The 4,095-nt window shown below is 64.6% G+C and carries 1 protein-coding gene; it reads right to left on the bottom strand.

Annotated elements, in window-relative coordinates; genetic code table 11:
- On the bottom strand, positions 1 to 4,051 hold a 4,051-nt coding region (locus tag IZR01_RS48460; RefSeq protein WP_323747315.1), incomplete at its 3' end, for a non-ribosomal peptide synthetase.
- Between the last annotated feature and the right edge of the window lie 44 nt (positions 4,052 to 4,095).

Here is a 4,095-nt window from a genome sequence, read left to right as displayed (position 1 = left end):
ACAACTCCCCAGCCACCCCCGCAGGAACCGGAGACAGCGCAGAGTCCAGAACGTACAGCTGGGTGTTCCACACCGGACGGCCGATCGGCACCGAGACTGCGTCCGGGACACATTCCCACCACGACACATCCACCGACGCCTCAGTCGGGCCGTACAGGTTGAACAGCCCGACCCCGTCCAACACAGTGAAGAACCGCTGCACCACCTCCGCCGGCAGCGCCTCACCCGAACACACCACCCGACGCAACCCCACACAGCCGGCAGCCAACGGCTCCGCCACAAACGCCGCCAGCATCGACGGCACAAAATGCACCGTCGTCACACCAGCCGAGGCAATCAGGCCCGCCACATACGCCGGATCACGATGACCACCAGGCCGCGCCACCACCAGACCCGCACCCACCACCAACGGCCAGAAGAACTCCCACACCGAGACGTCGAAACCGGACGGCGTCTTCTGCAACACACGATCGTCGCTGTCCAGACCGAACCGGTCCTGCATCCACAACAGACGGTTCACAATCCCCGCATGCGAGACGACAACACCCTTCGGACGACCCGTAGAACCAGAAGTAAAGATCACATACGCCGGACACTCCGAACCAAAGCCGACGTGCAGATCCACACCGGAATACGCCGACACCTCACCCGCAAACTGCGGGTCATCCACCACCACAAACGCATCAACCGTCTGCGGCAGAGTCGAGACCACATCGGAGGTAGTGATCACACACACCGGGGCGGCATCAGCCAGCATGAACCCGATACGGTCAGCCGGATACTCCGGATCCACCGGCATATACGCCGCACCAGACTTCAGAATCGCCAGCAAAGCCACAACCAGCTCCACCGAACGCGGCAACGCCACCGCCACCAGCGACTCCGGACCAGCACCCCGCACCACAAGCGCCCGCGCCAAACGATTCGCCCGAACATTCAACTCCGCATACGAAACCTGCTCACCCTCGAACACCACCGCCACCGCATCCGGCGAACGACGCACCTGCTCCTCAAACAAACCGACAAGAGTCGCATCCGGCACCGCATGAGCAGTGTCGTTGTTGTCGACCAGCAACTGCCGGACCTCATCCCGATTCAGGATCGAGATCGAGTGCAGCGGCACACTGGGGTCAGCGACAACTTCCTCTACAAGACGCTGCAGCCAACCCAGCATCCGCTCAACCGTCGCGACATCGAACAGATCTGTCGCGAAGTCCAGAGATCCGACGATCCCATTCGGCGAGCCATCAGCGGTGAAGGACTCAGACAGGTCGAACAGCAAGTCGAACTTCGCCGCGCCAACCTGCACCGGCTCCGCCTGCACGGTCAATCCGGGCATGGCCAGGTCCGCGGCCGATGCGTTCTGGAAGGCCAGCATCACCTGGAACAGCGGATGCCGCGCCATCGAACGGGCCGGGTTCAGCACCTCGACCAGGCGCTCGAAGGGCACATCCTGATGCCCGAACGCCGACAGATCAGAATCACGAACACGATCAACGAGCTCTGCGAACGTCGGATCCCCAGACACATCGGTGCGCAGGACCAGCGTGTTCACGAAGAACCCGACCAGGTCATCCAGCGCCTCATCCAGGCGGCCGGCGACAGCAGTGCCGATGGGAATGTCGGTGCCCGCACCCATCCGCGACAGCCACGCCGCCACCGCAGCCTGCACCACCATGAACACACTCACACCACGCGAACGCGCCAAGTCGGCCAGACCGCGATGCACTTCCGACGGAACCAGCACATCCAGCCGGTCCCCACGGTAAGACGACACCGCCGGGCGCGGGCGGTCGAATGGCAGCTCCAGCTGATCCGGAATGCCGGACAGCGCCTGCTGCCAGAACCCGACCTGCCGGGCGTAGACGCTGGCAGCGTCATCCTCATCACCGAGCAGGTCACGCTGCCACAGGGTGTAGTCCGCGTACTGCACCGGCAGCGGCTCCCACACCGGCACAGCACCACCGACACGAGCCGTATAAGCAGCAGCCAGATCCCGCGCCAACGGGCCCAGCGACCAGCCATCACCAGCGACGTGATGCACCACCGCCACCAACACAAACTCCTGCTGACCGACATGCAGCAGAGAAGCCCGCACCGGAATCTGCGACTCCAGATCGAACGTCGAACCCGCCGTCAGGGCGATGTCAGCGGCGATCGTCTCCGGCGAGGAGTCCCGCACCACCAGATCCGCCACCGCGCCAAGCTCATCGACCGGCAGCACCTGTTGGAACGGCTCACCATCGACCTGCGGAAAGACAGTCCGCAAACTCTCATGCCGGGCCAGGACATCGAGAAGAGCAGCCTTCAAAGCCCCCTGATCCAGATCACCGGACAGACGCACCACCAACGGAAGGTTGTACGTCGCCGACGGACCCTCCAACCGACTCAAGAACCACAACCGACGCTGCGCAAACGACAACGGCACCCGCTCAGGACGCACCACCGGCCGCAACGCCACACGACGCGTATCAGAACCCGCGTCCAGACGTGCCGCAATCCCTGCCACCGTCGGCGCCTCGAACAGAACTCGCAGCCCCAACTCCACGCCCAACACCGAGCGCACCCGGCTCACCAGACGCGTAGCCAGCAGCGAATGACCACCAAGATCGAAGAAACTGTCATCGACCGACACCGACTCGACACCCAGAACCTCAGCGAACAAAGAGCAGAGAATCTCCTCCTGCATCGTCCGCGGAGCACGACCGGCAGGATCGGATCCGAACTCCGGTGCCGGCAGGGCACGGCGGTCCAACTTCCCGTTGGCCGTCAACGGCAGCGCATCCAACACCACAAAAGCCGACGGCACCATGTACTCCGGCAACGCGGCACCGAGATGCTCGCGCAGCGCCTCGGTGTCCAAGGCAGCAAAGCCATCGGCAGCGACAAGGTAGGCGACCAGCCTCTTATCGCCGGGCCGGTCCTCCCGCGCCACCACAGCAACCTGAGACACCGCATCGTGCCCGGCCAGAACTGCTTCGATCTCACCCAACTCGATCCGGAAGCCCCGAACCTTCACCTGATCATCGCTGCGTCCCAGATACTCCAGAACACCATCCGACCGCCACCGCGCCAGGTCCCCGGTCCGATACATCCGCGACCCGGCCGCACCGAACGGATTGGCGACGAACCGCTCCGACGTCAAGCCCAGACGTCCGAGATACCCCCGGGCGATCCCGTGGCCGGCTATGTAGAGGTCCCCGGCTACTCCCGTCGGTGCCGGGACCAGGGCGGAGTCGAGTACGTACATCTGCGTGTTCGTGATCGGCCGGCCGATCGGCGGCTGGCCGCCGATATCCCCGGCGGTCTGCCACGACGCCGAGAAGACCGTCGTCTCCGTGGGGCCGTAACCGTTCGCGATCCACGCCTCCGGGGCCCCCGTCTTGACGTCGCGCACGACATGGCCGGGCAGTGCCTCCCCGGCGAAGGCCACGGTGCGAGGCTCGGCGAGAGCGGCCGCGTCGGTGCCGAGGATGTGGGAGAACACCGAAGGGACACCGCTGATCAGGCTTCCGCGCGTCAGCTCCGGATCGAGTCCGATCAAGGACAGCAGGTTCTGGACGATCTCGACCCGGGCGCCCGACACCAGCGGCCCGAACAACTCGAAGATGGAGACGTCGAAGTTAAGGGAGGTCGACCACACGACCCGGGAATACTGTTCGAAAGCGAATTCCCGGTCGGCCCACAGCACGAAGTTGACCGCCGAGCGATGCTCCACCACAACGCCCTTGGGACGACCGGTGGAGCCGGAGGTGTAGATCACGTAAGCGGGGGACGACGAACTAATCGCGTTCGGCAGGTCCGGCTCGGACAGATCGACATCGGAGTGCCGAGCCACCTCGGCCAGCGTTTGCGGGTCGTTCAGTACGAGATACGCAGACTCGTCAGGGCTCGGCGGCAGGCCGGTCAGGACCGCCCGGTCGGTGATCACACACACCGGGGCGGCATCGGCCAGCATGAACTCGATGCGGTCAGCCGGATACTCCGGATCCACCGGCAGATAGGCAGCACCAGACTTCAGAATCGCCAACAACGCCACAACCAGCTCCACCGAACGCGGCAACGCCACCGCCACCAGCGACTCCGGACCAGCAC

It is taken from the genome of Catenulispora pinisilvae (genome assembly GCF_015356865.1).
Classification (GTDB): domain Bacteria; phylum Actinomycetota; class Actinomycetes; order Streptomycetales; family Catenulisporaceae; genus Catenulispora; species Catenulispora pinisilvae.
This window is presented reverse-complemented; position numbering and strand designations above follow the sequence as displayed.